Source organism: Chloroflexota bacterium, from assembly GCA_016219275.1.
Classification (GTDB): Bacteria; Chloroflexota; Anaerolineae; order UBA4142; family UBA4142; genus JACRBM01.
On sequence record JACRBM010000014.1, the window covers coordinates 1 to 24,802 of the forward strand.

The window sequence follows — 24,802 nt, forward strand, 5'->3', positions numbered from 1 at the left end:
AAACGCTGGCCCTATCCTTTCTTGAAAAAGTAACCGTCACTTGATTATCCACCGCTGGCGGTTGCTACACACTTTCTGTCAGGAATGCGCTGGCGGTACGGATGAACATTCAATGGTCAGCCATGCGCTGACGGTCAGCAATTACCCTGTTTCCGGATTAGGAGGATGAGATATGGATCATCAACTTTATAACGATGTGATACTTGTTCGTGACATACCTGCAGATAATTTGCGTGCTGGTGATGTGGGAACAGTTGTTGAGCGACACAATGTCCCGAATCAAGAACCTGGCTATAGCGTCGAATTTTTCGATATGCTTGGAAACACGGTTGCGGTTCTGACCGTGCCTGCAAGTTGGCTACGCGCGCCAACTCACGCTGACCGGCTCGCGGCGCGAACGGAACCAATCACGGCATAGATGAAATGCAAGCGCCTCAAAATCTTGCGCGGCTAACTGAAAAAAAAGCGCGTGTGAACGCGCATCGCCCGGTGCCGTCCTCCATCGTCGCGAAACTCGAAGAATATTTTCGCGTGGATTGGACCTATAACTCGAACGCGATTGAAGGGTCGAGCATCACACTTTCGGAGACGCGCGCAATTTTGTTGGACGGCGTGACTATCGGCGGCAAGTCACTGCGCGAGCATCTCGAAGTGATCAATCACAGCCACGCGATTGATTTCGTGCAAGGACTCGCCGACACGCGCGAGCCAATCACCGAGATGACGATTCGCCAGATGCACAATTTGATCCTGCGAACAATTGACGACGACAACGCCGGCGCTTATCGCCGCGTTAATGTGCGAATCGCCGGTTCTGATTTTGTGCCGCCCGATGCCGGGAGCGTGCCTAGTTTGATGTACGATTTCGCGCGATGGCTGAACCAGGATGAAACCAAGAGATTGCACCCAGTCGAATACGCCGCGCTCGCGCATTTCAAACTCGTGGATATCCATCCGTTCGTAGATGGCAACGGACGCACGGCGCGTTTGTTGATGAATCTGATTTTGATGCGCGCGGGATTTCCGCCGACTGTAGTCAGAATGACGGATCGCCAAAGATACTATGCGTCTCTGGAGCAAGCACACGCCGGCGACTCACGTGATTTTGTCGCCTTGATTGCGGATGCGGTTGAGCGCTCGGTAGATGTGTACCTGGACGCGCTACCGAAACATGATGTGTGAATTGTACGTCACCAATCGCAAATCAGAAACCAGAAATCGAAAATGAACACTCCAACCGTCGTCGTCGCGATGAGCGGCGGCGTAGATAGTTCGACTGTCGCCGCGCTCCTCGTCGAGCGCGGTTATACTGTCATTGGCATGATGATGCGCTTGTGGGCAGAATCCTCTCCTCTGCTCCTGTTTCCGAACGCAGTTGGTTCGGGAACGGGGGCAGGGGTAGGGGATGGGGGTAACAACCGTTGCTGCTCGCCCGAAGCCGTCGCCGATGCGCGCGGCGTGTGCCAAACACTGGGCATTCCGTTTTACTTGCTCAACTACGAAGCCGATTTCAAAACCCACGTCGTGGATTATTTTCTCGATGGGTACGCGCGCGGCGTCACGCCGAATCCGTGCTTGCAATGCAATCGCCAAATCAAGTTCGGCATTCTCCTCGACAAGGCGCGCGCGTTCGGCGCGGATTTTCTCGCGACCGGACATTACGCGCGCGTACGCGAACGCGATGGCATGGTCGAGTTGTGGCGCGGCGTGGATCCGAAAAAAGACCAGGCGTACGCGTTGAGTATGTTGAATCAGGCACAACTGGCTCACGTGATGTTTCCGCTCGGCGAGTACACCAAGGACGAAACACGCGCGCTGGCGCGGCGATTTGGTCTGCGTGTCGCGGAGAAACACGAGAGCCAGGATTTGTGTTTCATCGCGGATGGCGAGTACCGGAATTTCTTGCGGCGCAATACGCCGAAAGGCGCAAGCGCGCTCGTGCCCGGTGAGATTGTAGACACGCGCGGGAATGTCCTGGGTCATCACGAGGGAATCGCGCTGTACACGATTGGGCAGCGCAAAGGGCTGGGTCTCGCGCTTGGTGAACCGCTGTTCGTCGTCGCGCTCGACGTGGCGAATCGTCGCGTTGTAGTCGGGCGCGCGGAGGAACTAGGCAAGCGCGAGTTGATCGCGGAGCAAATGAATTGGATCGCGGGTGAGCCGCCGCGCGCAGAGATTCGCGTCACGGCAAAGATTCGTTACCGCGCGGTTGACGTACCCGCGACGGTTCGTTCGCTTGCTGAAATGCGCGCGCACGTTCGGTTCGACGAACCTCTGCGCGATATTACGCCGGGGCAAGCGGTTGTGCTGTACGACGGCGATGTGTGTTTGGGTGGCGGGATCATTCAATCAACCAATGAACCAAAATAGTTGGCGCATTGGCAATTGGGAAACTGGCGCATTCCAAAATGGCATTACTGGTTTTGGGTTCGGTCATCGCTAGTCTGTACGGTCTCGTGTTCTACGTCGTCGTTGGACACGGACGGCTGCGTTTGATCGGCTACTGGCTCGTCGCGCTCGTGGGATTTGGCGCGGGACATTTCATCGCGGGAATGCTGGGACTGGGTATCGCGAACATCGGCGAACTGCGAATTGTCGAGGGCACTTTGGTGAGTTTTACTTCGCTGTTTGCCGCGCGCGCATGGTGGCGTTGAGTTCGCGATACAAGTCCACGACGCGATCAATGTTGGTTTCGAGCGAGTACTGTTCTACCGCGCGTTGCCGCGCGCGCGTTGCCAGGTCGCGGCGAAAATCCGGATACTCGATCAACGTGCGCAACATTGCCGGCAGTTGCGCTTGCCGTTGATTGAAATCAATCACGATGCCGGCTCCCCGCAAGACCTCCGCATCCGCGCCCACGTCCGTCGCGATGATCGCTTTTCCCACTGCCATCGCTTCCAATAACGCGAGGGATAATCCCTCAATCGCCGACGGCAAGACGAAAATATCGGCGGCGCGCAAAATACTCAAGCGTTCGTTCACATCGCCGATGTAGCCGGTGAAATGGATGCGTGGATGATGTTTGTACTTGGCGCGCAACCGCGGCAGTTCGGTCCCGTTGCCCACGACGACGAGTTTATAGTCCGGCGATAAATCGAGCGAGTCGAACGCCGCGGCAAGGTCGCCGACATTTTTTTCCGGATCGACGCGTCCGATGTACGTGACAAGCAGTGACGCCCCGATGTGTTCTTTGTAATCGCTTGCGCTGGGTTCGTACGTTGCCGTGTCTACGCCGTTCGGAATCACGCGCAGTTTTTCGGCGGGCACGCCGTACTCGCGAAAGATCGCGGCTTGCGAATCGGAGAACACGATGACGGCATCGTACTCGCGGAGCGCCGGCGCGTACGAGCGATAAAACAAACGCGCGGCTTGACCCCACAATGTCGTGCGCGGACCGAAGGGAAAGTGCACGGTGCCGATGAGCGGCACGTTCGCGGCGCGACAAATTTCCGGCAAGGTGTAATCCAGTTGCGAAAACGACAGCGACACGTGCGCGGCGTCGAAGGGTTCGCGCACGAGCGTTTCTTCGATTGTGCGCCGGGCGCGCATCACCGAAATCGCCATACGGTCGAACACGTTGATCGCGTTGAGGCGAATGCTGTGCCCGTCGCGCCCGGGACCACGCTCGCGGCTATCGTGATAAAAGAAGACGACCTCATGTTGACGCCGCCGCAGACCGGCGGGCAATTCGCGCGAATAGGTGACCAACCCATTGCCACGCGGATAGGGGACGTGTCCAAACCAGGCGATTTTCATTTCTGCACCTCTGTCATATTGGGAGCGCGATTATAGCATGGGGCGAGTGCTACTCCAAACCCAGCCCCCGGTATTTTTTGACTTTTTTCCGAATCGTGTTATGATTGCGCCCGTCAATTTCCGCGAAGAGTGAGGAGGTTTTTGAATGCGCAAGTTGTTGTTGATCGCCGCCGTGGTGTTGCTTGCCACAGCAGTAGGTTGTGATGGTACCCCGCCCCCGCCCCCGCCAGTTGGTAGTCCCCCGGTGCAACGCACGCGTACCGCAACGCCGGCGCCGGCGAATGATGAAGAGGCGATCAAGCAATTGATCAATGCCGAAGGTGAAGCCGTCGTGCAGCAAGAAATCAATCGGCTGCAAGACATTTGGGCGACCGATGGCGTCGTGACCGACGCGAACCGAACGCCGGACAATCCGAGTGACGACAAGACCTGGAAGAATTGGTCGGCGTTGCGGGATCGCTACGTCAACATTGTTTTTCCGTCGAATCCGCCGGCGGCGGAACATCCGAACATCCGTATTACGATGACCGGCGATACCGCGAGCGCGATTGCCGACACCAAGATCGGCGTGACGAACGCCAAAGACAATGACAAGTGGACCTTTCGTAAGATTGATGGCAGATGGCGAATCACGAGTCTCACGTTTGGACTAGCGCCCAAGTAGATCAATCTAATTCCGAACGGCTCGCCGCGTACACGCGGCGAGCCGTTTGTCATTGTTAACCGCAGCGCGCTGGCATGGTCATTGCGACGAGCGGTTTTCCCTGGGATGACTTTTCGAAATGATGGACTGGCGCGACCTGATAGTACCTGTTGTTAGCCCTTTGCCTTATTGCGCGTTCGAATAGGGCATGTTATAATTTTTGCGGTGTGAACGATCTAAATCATGCCTGGAAAGAATGTGGGTATGCCCGCAAAAATCCTGCTGGTAGATAATGACCTAGCAACTCTCACCTGGCTCAAGTCCAAATTAGAAAACGAAGGATTCGACGTCGCGACCGCTAACGCCGCGCAAGACGCCTTGAGCCAAATCGAGGAGCGCGCGCCGACCGTCGTCGTTTTCGAAGTCGCCTTGCCGGATCTCGACGGCTTGGAGTTCCTGCGCCGTGTCATCAAAAATCCGCCAATGATTCCCCCCTGGATGATGATCCTCAGTCGGAAAAATCAACCGGCGGATATTCTGGCAGGTCTCGAAGCGGGCGCGGACGATTATGTTGGTAAGCGTCCGGGTGCGGATGTGGAATTGATCGGAAAAATTCGAGGACACCTCGCGCACCCGCGCAAGCCCGCGGTCGAAGCGCAAGCCAAACAAGGTCGTCTACTATCGTTCTGCAGTTCCAAAGGCGGCACGGGCGCGACCTCGATCTGCGTCAATATCGCGTTTGCCCTCGCCCAACTCGATCCCAATTCGCGCATCTTGGTGGTGGACATGGTCTTGCCGCTTGGTACGGTTGGCTTGTCGCTGGGGTGCGAATCGCGGCGCACGGTCGCGCGCGTGACCCAGGAAATGACCGATCCGGTGGATCGCGCGCTGATTGATAAAGCCGTTTCACTTCCGCTCAAGTGGGGCTTTCGCGTGTTGCTTGGCGCGCACGATCCCCAGGAATCCACCGAATTGAACGTGAGCCACATCGTCCCGCTTTTCCAAACGTTGCGCGGCATGTTCGATTACATCCTCGTGGATTTTGGCAGAACGCTCTCGCGCATTTCGCTCCCCGTGATTGAAATGTCCGACCGCATCTTTTTGATCGTGACGCCGGACATCGCGACGCTCAAAGGCGCCAAGGTGATGATGGACTATATGATTTCGCGGGACGTGGCGCAGCAACAAATCTTTCTCATCAACAACCGCACGGTCGGGCGCGTGTGGACGACGACCGAAGACATCGAGCGCGAACTCAGCATGAAGGTGAACGCGACGATTCCGTACGTCGCCGAATACATGACGATGGCGATCAACGCGGCGGTGCCGTTCATGGAAAAATTTCCAGATCATGCCGCCAGCGCGATGTTTCGCCAAATCGCGCAGACTGCCCGGGAGCAGTTAAAAAATGGCAAATAAACGCAAACCCGCCGGGTGATCCAAACCCGGCGGGTCTTTTTTTGCGTTGACAAAATCTTGCCCGCGTGATAATCTTTTGCCATGTCGCAAATCTCGGCGCATGAAGAAATCAAAATCCCGGAAGGGATCAGTACGTTCGTCCTCCTCGTGTTGATGCTGCTCAGTGTGACCGGCTCGGTGGTGGCGGCGGATTGGACCGATGGGCTGGGCGTGCTCGCGTGGTCGGCGTTCGCCGGCGTCGCGTGCGGATTCGCGCTCGCCAGGACGCGCCTGCGCGGCTGGCTCGCGCACCTCGTGATGCTCCTGCTCGCCGCGCCGGTGACCGGTCTCATCGTCGGTCTGCTGTTGCCGCGCGCACTCACCCTGGAAGAAAAGTACATCGTCTTGCAAGAGCGTGTGCTCGTGTGGACGTACAAGGTTATCGCCGGCGGCACGAGTTCGGACGGTTTGATCTTTGTCATTCAACTCGCGCTGCTCGTGTGGGTGATGGCTTATTTTGCCGCGTGGTATATCTATCGCCGCCATCAAGTGTGGGGCGCGATCCTGCCCGCCGGGGCGGCGATCACGCTGAATCTTTTTTATTCCGCGCCGCAAAGCGGATTGTACTTTGGTTTGTTCGTCACGAGCGCGCTCCTCTTGATCGTGCGACTCAATCTGCATGCGATGGAACGCGTGTGGCGGCGCGAATCCATCGGTTACGCGCCCGACATCAGTTTCGATTTCCTCACGTACGGCGTCGCGTTTTCGTTGTTGCTGATTATGCTTGCCTGGGTCGTGCCGCCGACCGCGCCCGGTCCTTCGTGGCTCGCGTTGCTCGATCCGTTGCAAGGTCCCTGGCAAGGCGTCGAAGAAGAATTCAGCCGCGTCTTTAGCGCGTTGCGCGGCGGCGTCCGGCAATCGCCCACCAGTTTCTACGGCACCACGTTGAGCATGGGCGGACCGGTCAAACTGGGACAACGCTCGGTGATGGATGTGCAAACGAACTATGGGCGGTACTGGCGTGCCGCGGTGTACGATCGGTACATCAGCGTCGGCTGGATGAACACGCACCTCGATGCCGTCACGCTCAACGCAAATGATTCGCGCTTGGTTACGTTGGCTGGGTCGTTGCGCGTCGAGGTTACCCAGACCGTCAAAGTTTATTTGCCGGATCAAAACCTGCTCGTCGCCGCCGCGCAACCTTTGCGTTTCAGCGTGCCCACCGAAATTCGTTTCGCGCAACCGCCCGAGTCGGAACCCGATGCCGCGCTGATGGATGTCGCGCTCGTCCGCGCGCGCAAGATGATTCGCGAGGGCGATACGTACACCGCCGTGTCCGCGATCAGCGTCGCGGACGAAAAATCCTTGCGCCGCGATTCGGTGGATTACTCGCGCTGGATCAGCGCGACGTACCTGCAGTTGCCGGACGATATGCCGGCGCGTGTGCGCGCGCTCGCGCAAACGATCACCATCTCGTACACGAACCCGTACGACAAAGCCGCCGCGCTCGAAACGTATTTGCGCCGGCGCATTCGCTACAACGAAAACGTGAGCGCGCCGCCCCCCAACCGCGATGCGGTGGATTATTTGTTATTCGAGCGTCCCGAAGGGTACTGCAACTATTACGCGTCCGCGATGGCGGTGCTCGCACGCGCGCTCGGAATTCCGGCGCGCGTCGCGTCCGGCTATTCGCTCGGCGAGTACCACGATGGCGCGTTTCACGTCGTCGAATCGAACGCGCACTCGTGGCCCGAGTTGTATTTTCCGGCGTACGGCTGGATCGAATTCGAACCGACCGCGAGCCAACCCCTGATTGATCGTCCGGTCTATCCCGACTCTGAATCAGCGCCGAACCTGGACGAGAATTTGTTGTCGCGACGCCGGTTCAATCGCGGCGATTTTGAGGAAGAGGACCGGGGGCAATATGGTGAGTCGCGCGCGAATCCGGGTGGATTTGAATTACCCGGTCCCGGCGTGCTCGTATTGATCGGCGGCGGACTTGCGGGGTTGCTCGCGCTGGGCGCGCTCGGCGTGATGTGGCTGAGGCGCGCGCGTTGGTTGGCGCAACTCGCTCCTGCCGCACGGGTGTACGAAACGATGCTCAATCGCGCGCGCTGGCTCGGCGTGCGCGAACAAACGTACGCGACGCCGCTCGAACGCGCGCGTGCGCTGGGCAACGCGATGCCGGACGCGCGCGCCGCGGCGGAACGCGTCGCCGAGTTTTACACGCGCGAGCGGTACGCCGCGCAGCAACTTGATGCGCACGATTGCGCGGCGCTCGGCGTCGCGTGGAACGCGATTCGCGCGCAGTGGCTCGGCGCGTTTACTGCGCGTGTGGGTGCGCGCGTACGCGCGCCGTTCGTCGCAATGCGGACGCGATTTGATGCGCGCAAAACTGACAACCAGGATGACGGTTAGTTACTGCGCGGTAATTCGAGTATAATACGTCAGGGAACGCCAAGCATAAATCCTAAATCAGAAATCGAAAACGAGGCAACATGGCTGAACACATCTACATCCAAAACATCGCCGCGCATGTCGGCAAAGAAGTGACGCTCAAGGGCTGGCTCGCGGATCGCACCGACAAAGGGCGTCTGCAATTTCTCCGGTTTCGCGATGGCACCGGGTTTATTCAAGCCGTCGTGTTCCAAAAAGAAATTTCACCCGAGGCATTCGAGGCGACCAAAAAACTGACCCAGGAATCGTCGCTCATCATTACCGGCGTTCCACGCGCCGAGCCGCGCGCGCCGGGCGGATACGAATTGTCGGTCAAGGATTTGCAGGTCTTGCAATACGCGAACGATTATCCGATCACGCCCAAAGATCACGGCGTCGAATTCTTGATGGCGAATCGGCACCTGTGGTTGCGCTCGCCGCGCCAATACGCGATTCTGCGAATTCGCGCGCGCATCATCAAGGCGATTCGCGATTGGCTCGACAACGATGGATTCCTGCTCGTGGACACGCCGATCCTCACGCCTGCCGCAGTCGAAGGTACGACGACCTTGTTCGGCACGGATTATTTCGGCACGCCCGCGTTTCTCACGCAGAGCGGACAATTGTACAACGAAGCGGACGCCGCCGCGTTCGGCAAGGTGTACTGTTTCGGTCCGACGTTCCGCGCGGAGAAATCGAAAACGCGGCGTCACCTCACCGAGTTCTGGATGGTCGAACCGGAATGGGCGTACGGCACGCTCGACGATTACATGCGCGTCGGCGAAGAATTCGTTTCGTACATCGTGCAAACGATTTTGAAGGAACGCGCGGACGAATTGAAAATGCTCGAGCGCGACACGAACAAACTCGAAAAGGTCACGCCGCCGTTTCCGAAAATTTCGTACACCGACGCGGTCGAGATTTTGCACAAGAACGGTTTCGCCGATTTCCAGTGGGGCGATGATTTTGGCGCGCCGCACGAGACGGTCATCAGCGAGCAGTTCGACAAGCCGGTGTTTGTGCATCGCTATCCGGCGGAAATCAAAGCATTCTACATGAAACCGGATCCGGAAAATTCCAAGGTCGTGCTCGGCGCGGATTTGCTCGCGCCCGAAGGGTACGGCGAAATCATCGGCGGCGGCGAACGCTCTGCCGATCTCGTGCATCTCGAACAGCAAATCGAAAAACACAAACTGCCGCGCGAATCGTACGAGTGGTATCTCGATCTTCGCAAGTACGGCACGGTGCCGCACTCGGGTTTCGGTCTCGGCATCGAACGCACGGTTGCCTGGGTCTGCAAACTCGATCACGTGCGCGAGACGATTCCGTATCCCAGGATGCTGGAGAAGATTTATCCTTGATCCACGAATTACGCGAATTTTCGCGAATGAATTCTGCAAGGAGGCATAGTGGTCAGGTTGCTTCTCAAGGAAGAAGTTTACGCGATTGTAGGCGCGGCAATGGAGGTTCACAAGGATTTGGGCGCGGGATTTCTAGAGGCGATTTACCAATAAGCTCTGGAAATCGAGTTTGCATTGAAAGGCATCCCTTTTGAATCGCAAAAGGAACTTACCATTTATTACAAGAGTCATCGGCTGAAAAAATCTTATGCGGTTGACTTTTTGGGCTACAGCAGTATTGTCGTTGAAATCAAGGCGCTTGACCATCTGACTTCGAAAGAGGAAAGCCAACTGCTATACTATCTGAAAGCGACAGGATTAGAAGTTGGAGTATTGATCAATTTCGGCGCACCGAGTTTGGAGTGGAAGCGAATGGTCAAAACGCAAATGGTTGGAAGAAGAGACAAGAAGAATGATTTTGACTGAGTTCCCCGGATCTGTAAATTGTAACAGTCCGTCAAGTTTTTCTATTCGCGTTAATTCGTGAAATTCGCGGATAATAACGAAAAGGAGCAACATGGCTGAGCGTGTCGCAATGTATTTGCAGGACAAGCACGAAATTCGTGAGGGGATGGAGTACGTCAAATATGCAGAGCAACGCGGCTTTGAAGCGGTGTGGCAAGCGGAATCGCGTTTGGTGCGCGATGCAATCGTCCCGATGGCGGCATTCGCCGCAGTCACATCGAAAATCAAAGTGGGTAGCGGCGTCATCAACAACTGGACGCGCAATATCGGTTTGCTCGCCGCGACGTTCCTCACGCTCGACGACCTCGCGCCGAATCGCATCATTTGCGGTATTGGCGCGTGGTGGGATCCGCTCGCGAAAAACGTTGGCATCGAGCGACGCAAACCCTTGCTCGCGATGCGCGAGACCGTGATGGTGATGCGCGAATTGCTCGCGCTGAAACGCGTCACGTTCAACGGCGAATTCCACAAAGTCAACGGCATCGAACTCGATGTGGTGCACGGACGCCGCGAGCCGCGCAACGTCGCGATCATGATCGGCGCGACCGGTGACGCGATGATGCAATTGACCGGCGAAATCGCCGACGGCGTGGTGCTGAATTACTGCGTACCGCCCGAGTACAACCTCGAAGCGTTAAAGCATTTAGAGATCGGCGCGAAAAAAGCTGGACGAAAATTGGACGACCTGGACCGTCCGCAACTCGTCGTGTGCTCGGTAGACCCGGATCACAAGCGCGCAGTCCAAGCCGCGAAGGAATTGTTGACCCAGTATCTCGCGCAACAACCGCACATCGCGAAAGCGAGCGGCACGCCGGAAGAAACGGTCAAAAAAATCCAGAGTATCCTGGGATGGCCCGCGACGAAAGAACAGATTCACGAAGCGATGCAATTCGTGCCAGATGACTTGATCGAACGCATCACCGCGAGCGGCACACCGGACGAGGTTCGCAAAAAAGTGAACCAGTACCGGCAAAACGGGTGCACGTGCCCGATTCTGTATCCGCTCGGCGACGACGTGAAATTGATGATTGATACGTTCGCACAGAAGTAGAGTCAACAGTAGACAGTCGCCAGTAGACAGATAAGAACATATTGGCTCGCGGCTGTACTAGGAGTGTTTGGGCGCGAGGATTGCCATCGCGGTAAGCAAGCCGAAAATATAGCCGAACAAGGCGAAAACCAGAGTTGTCTCGTTCATCGAGCGCCTCCCGATGGCAAGCTTTACCATCCATCTATTGTGAATAATATCACGATAAAATTTTCGCGTCAATGTTCAAAGCATCAGAAATGCGTTAGGGATTTTGAATAACCATGCTCAATCTCCAACAGATTCACAAACCGACTACGCTTCAAGACGCGCTGACGTTGTTGCAACAACCCGATATGGTCGCGCTTGCCGGTGGCTCGCAATTGATCGCGGAGCAACGGCGCGATGTGCGCGCGGTGGTTGACCTGAGCGCGCTCGGTCTCGCGTACATCTGCGAATCATCCGGCGCGATCGCGCTCGGCGCGACGACGACGCTCGCGGCGCTCGACGAATCGCCGATTCTTCTCGCGCTAGCGAACGGCGTGATCGCGCAAGCCGCGCATCGCAGTACGTCGAGTATTTTACGAAATCAGGCGACACTTGCCGGGACGATCATCAGCGAACCGGATGGAATACTCGCGGTTACGCTGCTCGCACTGGATGCCCAGGTAATCATCGTTCGGAAAGAATCGCGCACCGTTTCGTTCGCGGATTTTCTTGCGATGCGCGAACATCTTTTGATGATGGCGCTCGTCACCGAGATCACCGTGCCGATGACGAATCCGCGCGCGGCATTGCACATCGTCGCGCGCACGCCAAGCGACAAGCCGATTGTCAGTGCGGTCGCGGCGGCGCGCATCGAGAACGGCGTCGTGCGCGATACGCGCATCGTCCTGGGTGGTGTTGGCGCCATTGCGACGCGCGCGCGCGCGATGGAGCACGCGCTCGAAGGACAATCGCTCGACGACGCGCGCATTCAGGACGCGGCGAAACTCGCGGCGGAAGGGCTGTCGCCACGCGGCGATTATCGCGGGAGCGTCGAATATCGCCGCGAGATGGCGCGTGTGCTCGCGTGCCGCGCGTTCCAAGACCTGGTACGTTCCGAGTAGAGGAGAAGCATTGCGAAGGTTTTGACGACAAATCAAATATGATTGCCGTTCAACCTGCGTAAGGTTTTTTCACCACCCAAAAACTTGACGCATACCCAAATCGCGATGACGCGTTGCGCGCACTTTCAAACTATGTTATAATCCCGTTCGAAAGCGAGGTTGGACTGTGGCATTTGTCCGCGATCTTGCCATTATTTTGTTAGCCGTCGAATCGTTGATCGTCGGCGTCGTGCTCATCGTGCTCGTGTGGGAAGTTCGCAATCTCGCGAAACTCTTGCGCGAAGAGATCAAGCCGATCCTGGAATCCGCCGACGAGACGGCGCGCACCGTGCGCGGTACGACGGTGTTCGTGAGTGAAAACCTGGTGAACCCGGTCGTGCGCGTATCTGGGTTCGCTTCGGGCGTGATGCAGGCGTTGCGTATCTTGATGCGACGCTGAGTCCAACGAACGCGCTCGCGGAGATCACATTTCCCGTACAGGGAGGAGGGAGTAGACCAATGTCGAACGACAGTCGAGGATGGGAATTTCTAACGGGCTTTTTGCTGGGCACGGTGGTTGGCGCGGCTGTGGCGTTACTGCTTGCCCCGCAGTCCGGTGAAGAAACGCGCGACCAAATTCGCGAGCGCAGTATCGAACTGCGCAGCCGCGCGACCGAGACGAGTGAACGCGCGCGGCAACGCGCCGAAATGCTCGCGAGCGAAGCGCAGGAACGCAGCCGCATCGTGCTCGAAGAGCAACGCACGCGTCTGCAACAGGCGATTGACGAGGGCAAGGAAGCCGCTGCGAAAAAGCGCGACGAGTTGATGGCGCGGCTCGAAGAAGAAAAAGCGAAACGCGCGCCCTCCGCACCGGCGTAAATCGCATGAATTTTGCAACGGGCAAACTGTGTCGCACGGTTTGTCCGTTTTTTTTGTTTTTCAAGAGGCAATGCTATAATCAGTGAGCAGTCAACAGTCAACAGTCGCCAGATTATTCACTGCTCACTGTTCACCGTTCACTGTTTAGTATTTACTGTTCACTGACTCACTGACTCACTGGAGGTCTCAATGCGAACACCGATCGTTGCCGGTAACTGGAAAATGAACAAGACGATCGCCGAGGCGCGCGAACTCGTCAACGCGATGCGCGATGAATTATCACGGCTTGCCGCGGATGGCAAAGTCGAAATCGTCCTATGCCCGCCGTTCATCGCGATTCCGGAGGTCGCGGCGCTCGTGAAAGGGACGCCGATTCGCACGGGCGCACAGAACTTGCATTGGAAAGCGAGCGGCGCGTACACCGGCGAAATCGCGCCGGCGATGTTGAACGAAGTGTGCGATTACGTGATCATCGGTCACTCGGAACGCCGCCAATTTTTTGGCGAAACCGATGAAAGCGTGAACGCCAAAGTCCAAGCCGCGCTCGCACATCATCTCAAGCCGATCGTATGCGTCGGCGAAAACCTCGCGCAGAACGAAGCGGGACAAACGCAAGCGGTTGTCGGCGCGCAGGTGCGCGCGGCATTCAAGGATATCGCGCGTGACGCCGCGGGCGGCATCGTCATCGCGTACGAACCGATCTGGGCGATTGGCACCGGCAAAGCCGCGAGCGGCGCGGGCGCGAACGCGATCATCGGCTTGACGATTCGCGGTACGCTCGCCGAGTTGTACGACGAAGCGACCGCGCAAGCGGTGCGCGTGCAGTACGGCGGCAGCGTCAACGCGAAAAATGTCGCCGAGTTTTTCGCGCAGCCGGACATTGACGGCGCGCTCGTCGGCGGCGCGAGTCTGGTCGCGGCAGATTTCATCACGATTTGCCGGGCGGCGCGTCCGTAGCGTATGTCCATCGTCGCGCTGATCGTCGTCCTCGTCTTGACGATTTTTCTGCAACAGTGGTTGCACCGCCACATCCAGGGTTTTGTTGTAATGTTGACCGGCAATTCCGGGTGGGCGATCAAACTACTGTTCTATTTGCTTTTGCCCGGCATTCTTTTGCACGAACTCAGTCACTATGTCGTCGCGAAAATTCTGTTGGTCAACACGAGCGGCATTCACCTCGGCGTCAAGCCGATGAAGAGCAAAGGCAATCAGATCAGTCTCGGTTCGGTGGTTATCGAACGCACCGATCCGTTGCGCGAAAGTTTGATCGGTATTGCGCCGTTCGTCGTCGGCATCGGCGCGATTTGGGCGATTGCCGGATGGGGCTTTGACGTGTGGCCCGAGACGGGCTTGACTGTGCCCCAGATGTTTTATCGCGTCGCGGATTACGCGTCCGATTGGACGACCTGGCTCGATCTCTATCTGATCTTTGCGGTGAGCACCGCGATGATTCCGAGCCAATCGGATCGCGAACCCTGGGGACCGGTCATCACCGTCCTGGGTTTGAGCGCGGTTGTGTTTGCGTTGCTGGGTTGGACGCCGCGTGTGCCGGCAGACCTGGTGCAGTTCGCGCGGCAAATGGTCAGCGGGCTGACGCTCGCGCTGGGCGTCGCGGTCGCAGTGAATGGCGTGGTCGCGTTTACGTTGTGGATACTCGAGCGCGTGGTGGAACGATTCAGCGGCAAGCGGATGGAATTTCGCGTGTCGCGGCGACGTTGAAATGAAACGGGGCAATCCAGCGATTGCCCCGTTTTTTTATTCGTCGTCGTCCCCGTCACTCGGCTCCACGCGTCCGACCTGGCGCACCTCTTGCGCGGTGAGCGTCGCATTCGTGCCATCGGCGAATTGTACGGTGACGCTTTCTTTCAACACACTGCGCGCAATCACGCGACCTTGCCCGCGTTCGCAATCAATTGTCGCGCCGAGGCGCGGCACTTTCCCTTTCGCTTCTTGATACGCGCCTTGCTCGAACGCGAGACAGCACATCGGTCTGCCGCAAATGCCGGCGGCGGCGTTCGGACCGAGCGGCAAGTCTTGATCTTTCGCCATCTTGATACTTGACTTTGGATAATCCGGCAAAAATTTTTCGCAGCACAATTCTTGCCCGCACGGCGCGAGTCCGCCGATCAAACGCGCGCGATCGCGGGGACCGATCTGCCACAACTCGACGCGCGCGGTGAACAAGGCGGCGAGGTCTTTGACAAGTCCGCGAAAATCCACGCGTCCTTCGGCGGTAAAATAAAATGTGATGTGACTGCCGTCAAAGTTGTACTCGGCGGAGAGCAGGCGCATGGGCAAGTGGTGCTTTTCGATCTGCGACTTGCATTGTGCGAGCGCCTCGTCTTCGTGCAGGCGCAATTGTTGCCACTGCGACAAATCGAGCGGGGTCGCGCGGCGCAGAATCGGACGCAGCGATGTGCCGGCTGGCGTATTCTTGATTTGTCCCGGCGTGGCGACGACGCGCGCGGCTTCGCGACACTTGTCGGTATCCACGATGACGAATTCGTTGATGCGCAAGTCTTGGTATCCGGTCGCGTCGTAATACATTATTTGCGGCTGACGTTTTACGCGCACGCCAGCGATTTGGAGTGTACTCATCTTCGTGCTCCTATGTGCGTGGTCAATTGCTTGACCGAGTGACTAGTTCAATTGATCGGCAGACTAAGCATCAACACTTCGAGCGCGAGCCGGGTGTTGACGTTTTGATGGATCTGACGCGTGGCAGCGCGCACGGCTTGCAACGCGCGTTGCGTTTGCTCTGGCGCGATGCGCGTCGCCGACTCGCGCAACGAGGGATCGCGATCAATGTTCGTCACGCGCGTATCGTCGCCGTTTTGGATCAACAAGACATCGCGCCACCAACCCAGCCATGCGTCGAGCATCTGCAACAGGTCGTCGCTCTTGGATAATTTGTCCGCGCGCGTAAAGCGTTCGGCGCGACCCTCGCGTAAAATCGTGTCGAGCGTATCGAGATGCGTGCGGCGCGTGTCGAGCAGTTTGCTGTCGGCGCTCGCGCGCACCGCCCAGCCCATGCGTCCGCCGGACAAGCGTGCGATTAAATGCGCGCGTTCGCGCACGATGTTCCAGCGCGCAACGAGCGCGTTCTCCACCTCATCACGCGCGAGCGGTCGCAACGCGAGCGTTTGGCAACGCGACACGATGGTCGGCAACAGGACGTGCGGGTCGCGCGCGGTCAGGATGATGCGCGTATGCTTGGGCGGTTCTTCGAGCGTTTTGAGGAACGCGTTTCCGGCTTCTTCGTTCGCTTCTTCAAAGCGGCGCAGAATGATGACGCGCCAGCGTCCTTCAAACGGCGCGCGTGCGATTTGATGTTGCAACACGCGAATCTGATCAATCTTTAAGGTGCGGCGTTCGATGTCGTTCGCGCGCGGCGGAGGCGGCGGGGTCTTGTCGTCGAACTTGAAGCCGACCGGCACGCCCTCGATGATTTGCACATCGGGATGACGGTCGCGCGCGATCTTGATGCACGCCGGGCATTGACCGCACGGACGATTCGCGCCGGTGCATTCGAGCGCCTGTGCGAACGCGCGGGCGAGCGTCGTCTTGCCGATGGCGTGCGCGCCGGTGAACAAGTACGCGTGCGCAAAGTGATCGGTGGCGACACTGTGCGCGAGTGCGCGCACTGCCCACGTGTGCCCCACGATGCCCCAATTCTCGACCGGTTCTCCCATCGAGTTTATTGTATCACGTTTGGCTTGCGCGCACAATTTTTGGCGATTCGCGTTATGGGCTTTGCCCAAGTCGCCTCGGTCTGTCATTTCGAGCGCAGCGAGAAATCTTTTTCTGGCGCGGATCGAGATTTCTCCTCGCAAAAACCGCTCGTCGAAATGACAAAGCCCTAATTCGCGCTTTGCCGAGTCTGGATGGATTCGCGCGGGCAACGCAAAGGTAAAGAAATCTCATCTCAATTCGTTGTTGTGTGCGCGGATTTATGTGCTAACGTAATTACCAGCCGCGTTTACCATTTGTTGATGGAACTTGGTCAAGCAACTCGTAGCTGAGCCGGTACGATTTGTGGAATAGAAAAGCGTACTGCTATCGCCAGTATCAAACCAGCCCTGCCGAATCCGCAAAATTCGGCAGGGCTGGTTATCTGTTGTTCTCACACAACGAGAACGGAATGGCGTCCCACGCAAGATGCTATACTGCCAACGGGCACAAACTGCGGTTTTATATCCACCCAATTTGTCATGCTGAGCGAAGCGAAGCATCGCGCGACTAGCGAATTGCGCTACCCTTCGCTTCGCTCAGGGTGACAACCAAAAAGCGCAATTAATGACCGTGCCCAGTATATCGAATTTGAAAACCAGGATTCACGAGCGCGCCCGCGCCCTCCGCCACGCAGCACGCGTAGATTGGCGGCGTGATGCCGGGCACGCTCGAAAAAACAAATCGCGTGCGCGATTGAAGCAAGATAGTTTCAACGAGACGGAGCACGCGATTCGTCACTCTAGCCAGGAAAAGAAACTCAATTTCCAGCAATTATTTGTTTGAGCGCGGCGATGTGCTGAGGAGTCGTGCCACAACAGCCGCCGATAATTTTCGCCGACGCGCGAATCCATTCACGCGCCCAGTTCGCAAATTGCAAAGGCGGCATCGCGATGGGCGGTTTGCCGGACTGGGTATCCGGTTCGCCAGTGTTCGGCTTGGCGATGAGCGGAATCTTGGCGTCGGCGCGACGCATCTCACGCAGAATCGCGGCGAGCGCCTCGGGTCCGCGTCCGCAATTCGCGCCGATGGCGTCCACGCCCAGTTCAACCAGAAATTGCGCGCCAATGTCGGGCGGCAGACCAAGCGCGGTGCGACCTTGCGTGTCGAACGACAGCGTGACGAAGATCGGCAGATCGGTTACGCGGCGCACGCCTTCGATGGCGGCGCGCGTTTCTTGCATGTCGCTCATCGTTTCAATGTGCAAAAGATCCGCGCCGCCTTCGACGAGCGCGCTGGCTTGATCGCCGTACTGGCGCACTGCTTCGGCGTAGGTCAGCGTCTGCATTTGCAGCGCGAGATTGCCGAGCGAACCGAGCGCGCCGGCGACGAGCGCGCTATCGCCCGCCGCTTGCCTTGCGATTTCTGCCGCGCGTTGATTCAGGTCGTACACCGACGTGGAAATTCCGGACGCGCGTAAGGCGAATTCTGTGCCGCCGGTCGTGCACGTCATGATGATTTGCGCGCCGGCGTTCACGTACGATTGCGCGACGGCGAAAATCTGCGCGCCATTTTCCATCACCCAGGATTCCGCCGCGCTGTTGGGCGCGAGTCCCATCGAGCGCAACACCGTTGTCGTCGCGCCGTCGTAGAGAATCGGTTTACGTTGGGCAAGCAAATCACGAACCATTGGTCGCATCGCCACCTCACTTTACGCGGTCAGCAACCACACTGCCGCCACTGCGCACACCACTCCCGCAATTCGCATCGGCGACATCTCTTCATGCAGAAACACGTACGCCAACGCGACTGTGACGACCGGATACAACGCCGAAATCGGAACGACCAGACTGACTGGCGCGTGCCGCAAAAGCAAAAACAATACTGCTGTGCCCGCCACGCCGAGCGCGCCGCTGACCAACGCCCACGCGATCCCGTTGATTTTCCACTCGACGGGCAACATATCTTTGAAGAACACAAAGTAGAGCGGAAACATTCCGAGCGACGCGACCTGGCTCCAGATCAACGCTTGCATCCCGACTTGTTGCGCTGCGAATTTCGCGGCAATCCCCCACACGCCCCAAAAAATCAGCAACGCCGCGCCGCCGAGCAAAACAGTTACACTCATCCTTTTTCCTTTTACGCGCAAATTGGAAACTTGCGTTACGGTTTGTGCAGATGGCATTTGCCGCAGCCGACTTGCAGCTGATCTACTTGCACGCGATACTCGCGACAGCCCGCTTCGACTTTAACTTGGCGCAACAAACCGAAAAACGATTTGGCGACGCGTCCACGAAAGACGAGGTTGGGGCACGCGTTCGCGCGCAAGAATTTTGGCGCGGGACACGTTTTGCACAGCGCAGGATTCCACGGCGCCGAGTCCGGATTCGCCGCGATCATGCGGCACTCTTGCGTATTCTTGCCGCGATAATAGTCCGCGTAATAATATTTGCACTCTTGACCGAACGGAGTTTTCATGATGATCGCATTTTATCACATCGCGCCCAGTTCGCCAACCAAGCAAGCCCAGCGGTAAAAACAAAACTGCGCGGTCGCTCGCGCTTACGGATTTTTTTATGCGCGGAATGTGTCCAATTGGAGTATAATGCGAACGTTGCAAGTGAAACATCGAATTTGCGAATGAGGAACGGAGATGGATTTCAAGACGCGACAAAAAATTTTGCGCCAGTTCACGTACGGTATGTATGCGGTTTCGGCGCAGCACAACGGCGCGAGCAACGCGTTTCTTGCGAACTGGCTCGCGCAATGTTCGTTCGATCCGCCGATGGTGATGATTTCGGTCGAGCGCGACGCACGCACGCTCGCGTTGATGCGCGGCGGCGGTTACTTTGTTGTGCATGTCCTAGCGACTGGACAACGCGAGTTTGCCGGGATGCTCGGTCGGTCGTCGCGCACCGTGCCGGACAAACTCAAAAATGTGCGCAGGCATCCAAGCGCGCTGACGGGTTGTCCGATTCTCGAAGAGACGCTGGGCTATGTCGAGTGTCGCATTGTCGGCGAATTGCCGGCGGGCGATTCGGTGATCGTTACCGGCCAAGTTCTGGACGCAGTGGTTTTGCACGAGGGCGACCTCCCGCCGTTGACGATGCAAGAAACTGGGTTCAAACACGCGGGCTAGCGAGAGCTGGGTTGCGTAGCGAACTAACCGAAGTTCAATATGACAGCAATCCTGTTTTTGGCTGAAACATTTTTCGTTTCGATTGGCGCTGGAATTTTTGGCGCGTTGCTCGGTTTGGGCGGCGGCGTCATCCTCGTGCCGGTGCTCACGCTTGTGCTCGGCATCAATATTCATTACGCGATTGGCGCGAGCATCGTCTCGGTGATCGCGACGTCATCCGGCGCGGCGGCGGCGTACTTGCGCGACGGGGTTTCGAATATCCGCGTCGCGATGTTTCTCGAAATCGCGACGACAACCGGCGCGATTCTCGGCGCGTTGATTGCTGGGTACATCGGCGGACCGGGATTGTTCATCGTGTTCGGCGTCGTGTTGCTCTATTCCGCGTACGCGATGTTTCGCCGACGCAACGCCGAATTGCCGACCGGTGTGGAGATGGGTCCGCTCGCCAATTTTCTGAACCTGGGCAGTTCGTACTTTGACACCGCGTTGAATCGGCAGGTGACGTACAACGTGCGCGGCGCGCGTTACGGTTTGCCGTTGATGCTGGTCGCCGGCGCCGTGTCTGGATTGCTTGGCATTGGAAGCGGCGTGCTCAAAGTACCGGCGATGGACATGGCGATGAGACTGCCGCTCAAAGTTTCGACGGCGACGAGCAACTTGATGATTGGCGTGACCGCGGCGGCGAGCGCGGGCGTCTATTTCATTCGCGGCGATATCAATCCGTTCATCGCCGCGCCGGTCGCGATGGGCGTGCTGATCGGCGCGACGCTCGGCACGCGGCTGATGATGCGCGCGCGGAGCACGCTGATTCGCCGCGTGTTCATCCTGGTGCTGGTCTTCACGGCGTTGCAGATGCTTGTCAAGGGACTGGGATTTTAGGGACGGGTAATATGCAAGAAACTCAACTCGAAGCCACCCGCGACGCGCAAACTCTGCGCGTCGAGCTTTTCATCGCGCGCTTGTTGCGCTGGGGAGTCATACTCAGTTTCATTATTTTGCTGGCGGGCATTGGCAGCGTGCTTGTGACGGGCAATACCGGCTACCACGCGATTCGCTTGGACGATCTCGATAGCATTGTCGCCTATCACGTCCGACCGGATTTTCCCAACACGCCCAGTGATGTGGCGCAAGGCGTGCTTGTGTTCAAACCGTATGCGATCATTACACTGGGCTTGCTCGTGCTGATTGCGATTCCGGTGATGCGGGTCGTCGTGTCGGTGATCGCGTTTGTGACCGAACGCGATTGGCTCTACGTCGCAATTACCGCGTGGGTGTTGACGGTTTTGCTGATCAGTTTTCTCATTGGCGAAGCCGGGGGATAAAACCAAACGATTGACCTGACCGGCGCGTGAACACCGGTCAGGCAAATCTCATTTTTACTTGAGCGGGAACACGATCTCTGTTTTGATTTCTTGCGGCGGCGTTTCAGGTTCGCTAAAGTAAACTTCATACGCGACACCCGTCGCTTCGTAGCCGTTCGCCTTGATCCATTGGGTCAGTGCTTTGTACGCCGGCGCCATTTGTTCGTACGGTCCGATGTGGACGGTGCTCGCGAGTTTGCCGCCGGGAAATTCGCTCGCCTGAATCTCGCCCTTGCCCGCGATTTTGCGCGCGACCGGAAAGCCGGCTTCAATGTCGAGATTCTGCATGTCCATGTTATAGTACGCCGCGAACGGCATCCCCGCCGGTTGCTCGCCCACCTCGCCCAGGTACTGCATGATCGCGCTGTACGCCTTGCCGAGCACCTGCGGTAAATCCTGCACTGCCGCGTGCGTGCGGATAGACAGCGCGGGTTGCGCAGACTGTTCTTTGAGTTCACATTGGTACGTCATTTCATTTCCTCCTTTTATTTCCCCAAGAACTCGCGCACGACGCGCGCGAATTCCTCGGGTTGATCGCTGATTGCAAAGTGACCGGCGTTTTGAATGATGCGAAATTCCGCGCGCGGAAACGCGTCCGCGTACATGCGCGTCGCCTGCTCCGGTTGCAGGTCGTTCGCGCCGTGCAGCACCAACACGGGCGCGGTCACGGGTTTGAGCGCCGCGCGATAATCGTGGCGCAAGCCCATGCTCATGTACATCGCGTACGTCATCCAGCCGCCCGCATCGGCGGATGAATTTTCCGGCGGCAAGGTGAATCCCTTGCGTTGCGCGGCGACGGAATAGTAGCGCGCGAATTCCGCGTTGAGCGATACGAGTTCGGTTTCGGTTTTGGAAAAGAGCGCGCCGAAATCGAGATAGCGTTTCATGTACGCGTCGTACTCCGCCTTCATTGCGTCCGGCAAGAGTGGCTTGATCTGCTCGAACAAGCCGCCGCTCTCCGGCGGCATCACCAACAGTTCCGCCGGCGCGACCAGGATCAATGCGCGCACATGTTCGGGAAATTCGGCGGCATAGAGGGAGGCGAGAAATCCGCCGAACGAGTGACCGACGAGAATGATTTTTTCGTCGCCCAGGATTTGCCGGATGCGTTCGATGTCCGCGATCTGCGCGCCCAGTCCGAGTGTCTTGTCGAGCGTCTGCATATTTTCGTAATAGTTCGACGACGAAAATTTTTCGATGGGACGCGACGATTTGCCGCAACCGCGTTGATCGTAGTAATGAAATTTGTAATTCGCGTTCAGCCGCGCGAGACCGGGCAACGGTTTTGCAATTGGTGCGCCAGGTCCGCCGTGAACGACGAGCACGTTCGCGCCCGCGCCGTCGGCATAGTGATACAACTTGATGTCGCCTTCGACATTCCAAAAATCTTTGCCGACAGTTTGAGGCGGTGGCTGAAGATTCTTGATTGCGCGCGCCATCCCCGGTTCGTACAACGGTTGTTGCAGCGCGAACCAAAACCACACACCACCCGCCACGATCACTACGAACAAAACGAACACGACGATCAGAATAATTTTTTTCATTTGCTCTCCAATTTATTCCTGGCAGTTCGCGCAAAAGTAACACGCCCCGCCCAAGTACTGAATCTTTTGAATCGGTCCGCCGCATCCCGGACAAGGACGCTCTGGCGCGTGCTTGTCCATCAAGCGGACGTACTTACCCGGCTTGCCATAGAGATCCAATTCGTCGTAGCGACCGCCTTGCTGGGTCACTTGCCCCACCGTTTTGAGAATCGCGTTGTACAGTTGTCGCGTTTGGCGCTTGGTTAGTTCGTCAATCGAATGTTTGGGATGGAGGCGCGCGTTGAAAAGAATGTCCTGCGCGATCGCGTTCCCCAGACCTGGGATGAGTTGATTCTGGGTCAACAATCCTTTCGCGCTCGTCTTCTCCACTTGGACTGCCGCGTCAATCAGTTTGCAAAAGTACTCGAACGTAAACGCTGGCTCAATCGGCGTCGTTCGCATGTCCTTGATGTATTGACGCTGGCGCTCCTTGCCTTTTTCGTACAGTTCCATCGCGCCCCACATCTGCGTGGTCGCGGTGAGCGCCGAACCGTCTTGAAACTCCAGCCGGAGATGATACTTGTCCGGCGGTTTGGTATCGGCGGGATGATAGAGCACCTTGCCGCCGCATTCTCCCAGCACTAACACGTAGCCAGGATCGAGCGAGACACAGAGCCACCTGCCCCTGACTTGCGCCTTGCCAATTTTTTTCGCTTGCGTCAGCGCGGTAAATTCGGCAGGACGCCGATTGTACCAGACGAATTTGTGCGGCGTGTTGCCCAAACATCCTTGCTGAATGATTTTGCCTTTGAGTGTTTCGTTCATTTGTTTGGCGAGCGTGAGATACTCCGGTAACTCGAACATGCGTGCCTCCAAAACCGTGTCGAACCTTGCGAAGGTTTCCAAACCTTCGCAAGGTTAAAATCAATGATTGGTTTCGTATTGTTTTGCGATTGCGCTCGCCCACTCGCGCACGATGCGGCGCAGTTCATCCGGCGCGAGTACGGTCACGATCGGACCATATCCGAGCGTCATCGCCGCCGCCCAGGTCAAATCCGGCATGGATGCGGTGATGATGACCGAGCCGTCGCTTTGCTCTTCGAGCGTGTCCCAGTACGCGCGATTGTCCTGGGCAAGGAGCGCGGCGTCCGGTGCAAAGCGCAAACGCATTTCCACTTTGGTTTCCGATTCGAATGCCTGCGCGAGAAATTCGTGCGCGTTGAAATGCTCCGGCGTCTGAAACGTCTTGTCGAGCAGAGTGAGTTCGCCGATGCGATCCAAGCGAAACGAGCGACTCGCGTTTCGCAAGTGGCAATGTCCGATGACGTACCACCAGCCCCACCGATTGACGAGCGCGTACGGGTCCACCTCGCGTGATTCTGCTTCGGGCTGATTTTGTTTTCGATACGCCATCGCCACGCGGCGCTGCTCGTGAATCGCGCGGCGCAATTTTTCCAACAGTGGGATCAGCGTATCGAGTTGAACGCGGTGCATCCCGGCGGTGACGAGCGTTCGCCGCGCCCACGCGATTTCGTGACGCTGTTCTTCCGGCAAAACGTTTTCGAGTTTCGCGAGCGCGCCTTGCGCGGCATCTTGGTACAATTTGCCCCACATCTCGCGCACCAGACTCGTGCCGAGGTACACCGCGACCGCTTCCTCCGGCGAAAAGACGAGCGGCGGCATCTTGTAGCCGCGCACGAGTGAAAATCCGCCGTACGGTCCGCGCTCGGAATAGATCGGAATGCCCATCTCGTCGAGCATCGCGATGTAGCGATGCAGCGAGCGCACCGAGACGCCGAGTTCTTCCGCGAGGTCGGACGCTTTTTGGTTCGGCTGACGTTGGAGCAACATCAGCAAGGTGATGAGTCGGGTGGCGGTGTTTGCCATCGCAATTTCCCTTCATCTGACAACAATCTATGGCAGGTTTATGCCAATTCCTGGCATAATTGTCGCGCCGTTTCGCGAAAAAAGAAAACCGCGCCGACCGTTGGCGCGGCAAGCGCGGTTGTCATTTCCAC

28 protein-coding genes and 1 pseudogene are annotated in these 24,802 nt (G+C 57.5%); 18 read left to right on the top strand and 11 right to left on the bottom strand.

From position 1 onward, the window contains the following. The first annotated feature begins 172 nt into the window (after positions 1-172). From HY868_02025 to HY868_02040, 4 genes are read left to right on the top strand one after another with little or no spacing between them, the layout of a single operon-like run. A complete protein-coding gene (locus HY868_02025) occupies positions 173-418 on the top strand; it encodes a DUF4926 domain-containing protein (protein MBI5300887.1) in 246 nt (81 codons plus the stop codon). A gap of 5 nt (positions 419-423) precedes the next feature. Next, a complete protein-coding gene (locus tag HY868_02030; GenBank protein MBI5300888.1) occupies positions 424-1,182 on the top strand; it encodes a Fic family protein in 759 nt (252 codons plus the stop codon). Between the two features lie 42 nt (positions 1,183-1,224). Further along, a complete protein-coding gene (gene mnmA / locus HY868_02035) occupies positions 1,225-2,370 on the top strand; it encodes a tRNA 2-thiouridine(34) synthase MnmA (protein ID MBI5300889.1) in 1,146 nt (381 codons plus the stop codon). Positions 2,371-2,408: 38 nt separating this feature from the next. Next, a complete protein-coding gene (locus HY868_02040; protein MBI5300890.1) occupies positions 2,409-2,654 on the top strand; it encodes a hypothetical protein in 246 nt (81 codons plus the stop codon). Here HY868_02040 and HY868_02045 read toward each other — a convergent pair. After that, entirely contained in the window at positions 2,617-3,756 is a 1,140-nt protein-coding gene (locus HY868_02045; protein ID MBI5300891.1) for a glycosyltransferase family 4 protein, read from the bottom strand. The two genes, HY868_02040 and HY868_02045, sit on opposite strands and share 38 nt — an antisense overlap. 145 nt (positions 3,757-3,901) lie before the next feature. Here HY868_02045 and HY868_02050 point away from each other — a divergent pair, with 145 nt between their 5' ends. The 11 genes and pseudogenes from HY868_02050 to HY868_02100 all read left to right on the top strand — a co-directional run bounded on the left by HY868_02050 (position 3,902) and on the right by HY868_02100 (position 14,811). After that, the gene (locus HY868_02050; GenBank protein ID MBI5300892.1) at positions 3,902-4,420 is read left to right on the top strand and encodes a nuclear transport factor 2 family protein; all 519 of its coding nucleotides are present in this window, start codon (positions 3,902-3,904) and stop codon (positions 4,418-4,420) included. Positions 4,421-4,663: 243 nt separating this feature from the next. Further along, on the top strand, positions 4,664-5,818 hold the full coding sequence (locus HY868_02055) for a response regulator (GenBank protein MBI5300893.1): 1,155 nt from the start codon (positions 4,664-4,666) through the stop codon (positions 5,816-5,818). Between the two features lie 81 nt (positions 5,819-5,899). Next, a complete protein-coding gene (locus tag HY868_02060; GenBank protein ID MBI5300894.1) occupies positions 5,900-8,215 on the top strand; it encodes a transglutaminase domain-containing protein in 2,316 nt (771 codons plus the stop codon). Positions 8,216-8,295: 80 nt separating this feature from the next. Continuing rightward, on the top strand, positions 8,296-9,594 hold the full coding sequence (asnS, locus tag HY868_02065; GenBank protein MBI5300895.1) for an asparagine--tRNA ligase: 1,299 nt from the start codon (positions 8,296-8,298) through the stop codon (positions 9,592-9,594). Between the two features lie 99 nt (positions 9,595-9,693). Then, positions 9,694-10,059: pseudogene (locus HY868_02070) on the top strand (GxxExxY protein). 91 nt (positions 10,060-10,150) lie between these two features. Beyond that, positions 10,151-11,149, top strand: a complete 999-nt coding sequence (locus tag HY868_02075) for an LLM class flavin-dependent oxidoreductase (protein MBI5300896.1) — start codon at positions 10,151-10,153, stop codon at positions 11,147-11,149. A 260-nt stretch (positions 11,150-11,409) separates the two neighbouring features. Then, the gene (locus HY868_02080) at positions 11,410-12,234 is read left to right on the top strand and encodes an FAD binding domain-containing protein (GenBank protein ID MBI5300897.1); all 825 of its coding nucleotides are present in this window, start codon (positions 11,410-11,412) and stop codon (positions 12,232-12,234) included. 166 nt (positions 12,235-12,400) lie between these two features. Beyond that, entirely contained in the window at positions 12,401-12,673 is a 273-nt protein-coding gene (locus HY868_02085; protein MBI5300898.1) for a hypothetical protein, read from the top strand. Positions 12,674-12,732: 59 nt separating this feature from the next. Then, positions 12,733-13,092 (top strand): YtxH domain-containing protein, encoded by a 360-nt coding sequence (locus tag HY868_02090; GenBank protein MBI5300899.1) that lies wholly within the window; start codon positions 12,733-12,735, stop codon positions 13,090-13,092. Positions 13,093-13,281: 189 nt separating this feature from the next. Next, positions 13,282-14,049 (top strand): triose-phosphate isomerase, encoded by a 768-nt coding sequence (locus HY868_02095; GenBank protein ID MBI5300900.1) that lies wholly within the window; start codon positions 13,282-13,284, stop codon positions 14,047-14,049. A 3-nt stretch (positions 14,050-14,052) separates the two neighbouring features. Further along, complete coding sequence (locus tag HY868_02100; GenBank protein MBI5300901.1) at positions 14,053-14,811, top strand: hypothetical protein; 759 nt, start codon at positions 14,053-14,055, stop codon at positions 14,809-14,811. Between the two features lie 36 nt (positions 14,812-14,847). Here the strand turns inward: HY868_02100 and HY868_02105 are convergent, their stop codons facing one another. From HY868_02105 to HY868_02130, 6 genes are all read right to left on the bottom strand, one after another. Continuing rightward, positions 14,848-15,690 carry a stage 0 sporulation protein gene (locus HY868_02105; protein ID MBI5300902.1) on the bottom strand — a complete coding sequence of 281 codons (843 nt, stop codon included), beginning with the start codon at positions 15,688-15,690 and terminating at the stop codon, positions 14,848-14,850. Positions 15,691-15,737: 47 nt separating this feature from the next. Continuing rightward, positions 15,738-16,871, bottom strand: a complete 1,134-nt coding sequence (locus HY868_02110) for a DNA polymerase III subunit (GenBank protein MBI5300903.1) — start codon at positions 16,869-16,871, stop codon at positions 15,738-15,740. A gap of 514 nt (positions 16,872-17,385) precedes the next feature. Continuing rightward, a complete protein-coding gene (locus HY868_02115) occupies positions 17,386-17,550 on the bottom strand; it encodes a hypothetical protein (GenBank protein MBI5300904.1) in 165 nt (54 codons plus the stop codon). Between the two features lie 31 nt (positions 17,551-17,581). Further along, positions 17,582-18,460, bottom strand: a complete 879-nt coding sequence (locus tag HY868_02120) for a homocysteine S-methyltransferase family protein (protein ID MBI5300905.1) — start codon at positions 18,458-18,460, stop codon at positions 17,582-17,584. 12 nt (positions 18,461-18,472) lie between these two features. Continuing rightward, positions 18,473-18,889, bottom strand: a complete 417-nt coding sequence (locus HY868_02125) for an EamA family transporter (GenBank protein MBI5300906.1) — start codon at positions 18,887-18,889, stop codon at positions 18,473-18,475. Between the two features lie 35 nt (positions 18,890-18,924). Beyond that, on the bottom strand, positions 18,925-19,239 hold the full coding sequence (locus tag HY868_02130) for a hypothetical protein (protein MBI5300907.1): 315 nt from the start codon (positions 19,237-19,239) through the stop codon (positions 18,925-18,927). A gap of 175 nt (positions 19,240-19,414) precedes the next feature. On the opposite strand from HY868_02130, the gene HY868_02135 reads away from it, so the two are divergent. The 3 genes from HY868_02135 to HY868_02145 are packed head-to-tail and all read left to right on the top strand — an operon-like array spanning position 19,415 to position 21,222. Then, positions 19,415-19,900, top strand: a complete 486-nt coding sequence (locus tag HY868_02135; protein ID MBI5300908.1) for a flavin reductase — start codon at positions 19,415-19,417, stop codon at positions 19,898-19,900. Positions 19,901-19,939: 39 nt separating this feature from the next. Further along, positions 19,940-20,779, top strand: coding sequence for a sulfite exporter TauE/SafE family protein (locus HY868_02140; GenBank protein MBI5300909.1), 840 nt, complete (start codon positions 19,940-19,942; stop codon positions 20,777-20,779). Positions 20,780-20,790: 11 nt separating this feature from the next. Beyond that, complete coding sequence (locus HY868_02145; GenBank protein ID MBI5300910.1) at positions 20,791-21,222, top strand: DUF1634 domain-containing protein; 432 nt, start codon at positions 20,791-20,793, stop codon at positions 21,220-21,222. A 54-nt stretch (positions 21,223-21,276) separates the two neighbouring features. Here HY868_02145 and HY868_02150 read toward each other — a convergent pair whose 3' ends face one another. From HY868_02150 to HY868_02165, 4 genes are read right to left on the bottom strand one after another with little or no spacing between them, the layout of a single operon-like run. Beyond that, positions 21,277-21,732, bottom strand: a complete 456-nt coding sequence (locus HY868_02150; GenBank protein MBI5300911.1) for a GyrI-like domain-containing protein — start codon at positions 21,730-21,732, stop codon at positions 21,277-21,279. 14 nt (positions 21,733-21,746) lie between these two features. After that, on the bottom strand, positions 21,747-22,805 hold the full coding sequence (locus HY868_02155; protein ID MBI5300912.1) for an alpha/beta hydrolase: 1,059 nt from the start codon (positions 22,803-22,805) through the stop codon (positions 21,747-21,749). Positions 22,806-22,817: 12 nt separating this feature from the next. Further along, the gene (locus tag HY868_02160; protein MBI5300913.1) at positions 22,818-23,648 is read right to left on the bottom strand and encodes a hypothetical protein; all 831 of its coding nucleotides are present in this window, start codon (positions 23,646-23,648) and stop codon (positions 22,818-22,820) included. Between the two features lie 60 nt (positions 23,649-23,708). Beyond that, positions 23,709-24,671 carry a YafY family transcriptional regulator gene (locus HY868_02165; GenBank protein MBI5300914.1) on the bottom strand — a complete coding sequence of 321 codons (963 nt, stop codon included), beginning with the start codon at positions 24,669-24,671 and terminating at the stop codon, positions 23,709-23,711. Positions 24,672-24,802 lie beyond the last annotated feature (131 nt).

What these genes read in the sequence shown, in the direction of transcription:
- HY868_02025 (MBI5300887.1), top strand. Translation starts at nt 173, where the DNA reads ATGGATCATCAACTTTATAACGATGTGATACTTGTTCGTGACATACCT.
- HY868_02030 (MBI5300888.1), top strand. Translation starts at nt 424, where the DNA reads ATGCAAGCGCCTCAAAATCTTGCGCGGCTAACTGAAAAAAAAGCGCGT.
- mnmA (MBI5300889.1), top strand. Translation starts at nt 1,225, where the DNA reads ATGAACACTCCAACCGTCGTCGTCGCGATGAGCGGCGGCGTAGATAGT.
- HY868_02040 (MBI5300890.1), top strand. Translation starts at nt 2,409, where the DNA reads ATGGCATTACTGGTTTTGGGTTCGGTCATCGCTAGTCTGTACGGTCTC.
- HY868_02045 (MBI5300891.1), bottom strand. Translation starts at nt 3,756, where the DNA reads ATGAAAATCGCCTGGTTTGGACACGTCCCCTATCCGCGTGGCAATGGG.
- HY868_02050 (MBI5300892.1), top strand. Translation starts at nt 3,902, where the DNA reads ATGCGCAAGTTGTTGTTGATCGCCGCCGTGGTGTTGCTTGCCACAGCA.
- HY868_02055 (MBI5300893.1), top strand. Translation starts at nt 4,664, where the DNA reads ATGCCCGCAAAAATCCTGCTGGTAGATAATGACCTAGCAACTCTCACC.
- HY868_02060 (MBI5300894.1), top strand. Translation starts at nt 5,900, where the DNA reads ATGTCGCAAATCTCGGCGCATGAAGAAATCAAAATCCCGGAAGGGATC.
- asnS (MBI5300895.1), top strand. Translation starts at nt 8,296, where the DNA reads ATGGCTGAACACATCTACATCCAAAACATCGCCGCGCATGTCGGCAAA.
- HY868_02075 (MBI5300896.1), top strand. Translation starts at nt 10,151, where the DNA reads ATGGCTGAGCGTGTCGCAATGTATTTGCAGGACAAGCACGAAATTCGT.
- HY868_02080 (MBI5300897.1), top strand. Translation starts at nt 11,410, where the DNA reads ATGCTCAATCTCCAACAGATTCACAAACCGACTACGCTTCAAGACGCG.
- HY868_02090 (MBI5300899.1), top strand. Translation starts at nt 12,733, where the DNA reads ATGTCGAACGACAGTCGAGGATGGGAATTTCTAACGGGCTTTTTGCTG.
- HY868_02095 (MBI5300900.1), top strand. Translation starts at nt 13,282, where the DNA reads ATGCGAACACCGATCGTTGCCGGTAACTGGAAAATGAACAAGACGATC.
- HY868_02100 (MBI5300901.1), top strand. Translation starts at nt 14,053, where the DNA reads ATGTCCATCGTCGCGCTGATCGTCGTCCTCGTCTTGACGATTTTTCTG.
- HY868_02105 (MBI5300902.1), bottom strand. Translation starts at nt 15,690, where the DNA reads ATGAGTACACTCCAAATCGCTGGCGTGCGCGTAAAACGTCAGCCGCAA.
- HY868_02110 (MBI5300903.1), bottom strand. Translation starts at nt 16,871, where the DNA reads ATGACAGACCGAGGCGACTTGGGCAAAGCCCATAACGCGAATCGCCAA.
- HY868_02120 (MBI5300905.1), bottom strand. Translation starts at nt 18,460, where the DNA reads ATGCGACCAATGGTTCGTGATTTGCTTGCCCAACGTAAACCGATTCTC.
- HY868_02125 (MBI5300906.1), bottom strand. Translation starts at nt 18,889, where the DNA reads ATGAGTGTAACTGTTTTGCTCGGCGGCGCGGCGTTGCTGATTTTTTGG.
- HY868_02130 (MBI5300907.1), bottom strand. Translation starts at nt 19,239, where the DNA reads ATGAAAACTCCGTTCGGTCAAGAGTGCAAATATTATTACGCGGACTAT.
- HY868_02135 (MBI5300908.1), top strand. Translation starts at nt 19,415, where the DNA reads ATGGATTTCAAGACGCGACAAAAAATTTTGCGCCAGTTCACGTACGGT.
- HY868_02140 (MBI5300909.1), top strand. Translation starts at nt 19,940, where the DNA reads ATGACAGCAATCCTGTTTTTGGCTGAAACATTTTTCGTTTCGATTGGC.
- HY868_02145 (MBI5300910.1), top strand. Translation starts at nt 20,791, where the DNA reads ATGCAAGAAACTCAACTCGAAGCCACCCGCGACGCGCAAACTCTGCGC.
- HY868_02150 (MBI5300911.1), bottom strand. Translation starts at nt 21,732, where the DNA reads ATGACGTACCAATGTGAACTCAAAGAACAGTCTGCGCAACCCGCGCTG.
- HY868_02155 (MBI5300912.1), bottom strand. Translation starts at nt 22,805, where the DNA reads ATGAAAAAAATTATTCTGATCGTCGTGTTCGTTTTGTTCGTAGTGATC.
- HY868_02160 (MBI5300913.1), bottom strand. Translation starts at nt 23,648, where the DNA reads ATGTTCGAGTTACCGGAGTATCTCACGCTCGCCAAACAAATGAACGAA.
- HY868_02165 (MBI5300914.1), bottom strand. Translation starts at nt 24,671, where the DNA reads ATGGCAAACACCGCCACCCGACTCATCACCTTGCTGATGTTGCTCCAA.